The 1,787-nt window shown below is 36.6% G+C and carries 1 protein-coding gene; it reads left to right on the top strand.

Translation table 11 applies throughout. From position 1 onward, the window contains the following. Positions 1 to 109: 109 nt before the first annotated feature. The coding region (locus JCM13188_RS17105) for an IS1182 family transposase (protein WP_054755038.1) at positions 110 to 1,787 on the top strand (1,678 nt) is incomplete at its 3' end.

Raw genomic sequence — 1,787 nt, 5'->3', positions numbered from 1 at the left:
TATGGTTGTCATCCACAATTTTTTATTTTTTTATTATTTTAGATAAACAAAAAGGATCCCCTTTGATAGAATTAAAGTAACCACACCATAATCCCAAAGGAGGATCCTTATGTTTAGACATTATAACATGAATCAAGTGGTTTTGCCTTTAGATTTAGAAATAAAATTAGACAAAGATGATATTGCTTTTGTCGTGAATGATTTAGTCGAACAAATTCCAGAAGAAGCTTTCTCAAGCTTCTCACGCGACACTGGATGCCCCGCTTATCACCCTAAAATGATGATGAAAATTATATTATGTGCCTACACTCAGTCTGTTTTTTCAGGGAGAAAAATTGAAGCATTGCTTAAAGATAGTGTCCGAATGATGTGGCTGGCGCAAGGCTATGAGCCTAGTTATCGAACGATCAATCGTTTCCGTGTGCATCCTCAAGTTAAAGAATTACTACGCCAATGTTTTGTCCAATTCCGTTGCCAACTTGTTGAGAATAACATGATTGAAGAGGAAGCCGTTTTCATTGATGGAACTAAGATTGAAGCCAATGCTAATAAGTTCACGTTTGTATGGCGTAAATCCACTGAAAATTACAGTAAGCAATTAGTTGAGAAATCCCATAACATGTATAACGAGTTACTAGAGAATGAAATCATACCTGGCATTGAACGTGAAAGTTCAGATGAACTTTCGACTGAAGAACTTCAAACCATTGTGAAACAGTTAAATGATCAAGTAAATGAATACACTCAACAAATTAATGAGAGTGATCAGGGTTCGGAACGAAAACAACTTCGGTCCCAACGTAGGCAACCTAAGCAATACCTTAAACAATTCAAGGACTTCGTTGAACGCAAGAAAAAGTACCGAAAAGATATGAAGATATTTGGTGAACGTAATAGTTATTCTAAAACTGACCATGATGCGACTTTTATGCGGATGAAAGATGACTACATGAAAAATGGACAACTTAAACCAGGTTATAATATTCAGCTTGCGACAGAAGGTCAATTTGCGCTTGCGTATGATGTATTCCCTAATCCTACGGATACACGAACCTTTCTGCCTTTTCTAGACCATATTGAAGATCATTTCTTTAGTTTACCTAAATACATTGTGGCGGATGCAGGCTATGGTAGTGAACAAAATTACGCTGATGTGATTGAAAACCGTCATCGCACACCACTCATTACATATAACCAATATCGAAAAGAGAAAACAAGGAAGTTTAAGAACGACCTCTTTAATTTTTATAATTGGGATTATGATGAGGAGAATGATGCTTTCACTTGCCCAAATGATAAACAATTAACATACCGTTATGATTCACATAAAACCGACCGATATGGGTTCAAAAGAACCTATAGAGTTTATGAGTGCGAGGATTGTACAGGGTGTCCACTACGTTCAAAATGTACTAAAGCTAAAGAAGGCAATCATCGTAGGATCTTCTATAATCAAAAGTGGGAACAACAAAAAGCATACATGAGAGAAAAGCTTTCGGAAGATAAAACTGGTGAACTATATGGGAAACGAAAAATCGATGTTGAACCAGTTTTTGGATTTCTGAAGGCTAATTTGTGCTTCTCTCGATTGTCCGTAAGGGGCAAAGAGAAGGTGAAAAACGAATTAGGATTTGCGTTCATGGCGGTGAACTTAAGAAAGTACACCGCCATGAACACTAAAACAAGTTTAAAATATTATAGTCCTAGCAAAAAAAGGCGCCAAACCATAAACTTTTCATGGTTGGTGCCTTTTTTACGTTATTTTAAGCTAGTTATGTCCCAGCCTC

This window comes from Piscibacillus salipiscarius JCM 13188 (assembly GCF_001311865.1).
GTDB lineage: Bacteria > Bacillota > Bacilli > Bacillales > Alkalibacillaceae > Piscibacillus > Piscibacillus salipiscarius.
Note: the sequence above shows the minus strand (reverse complement) of the source record. Positions and strands in the feature narration are given on the sequence as shown.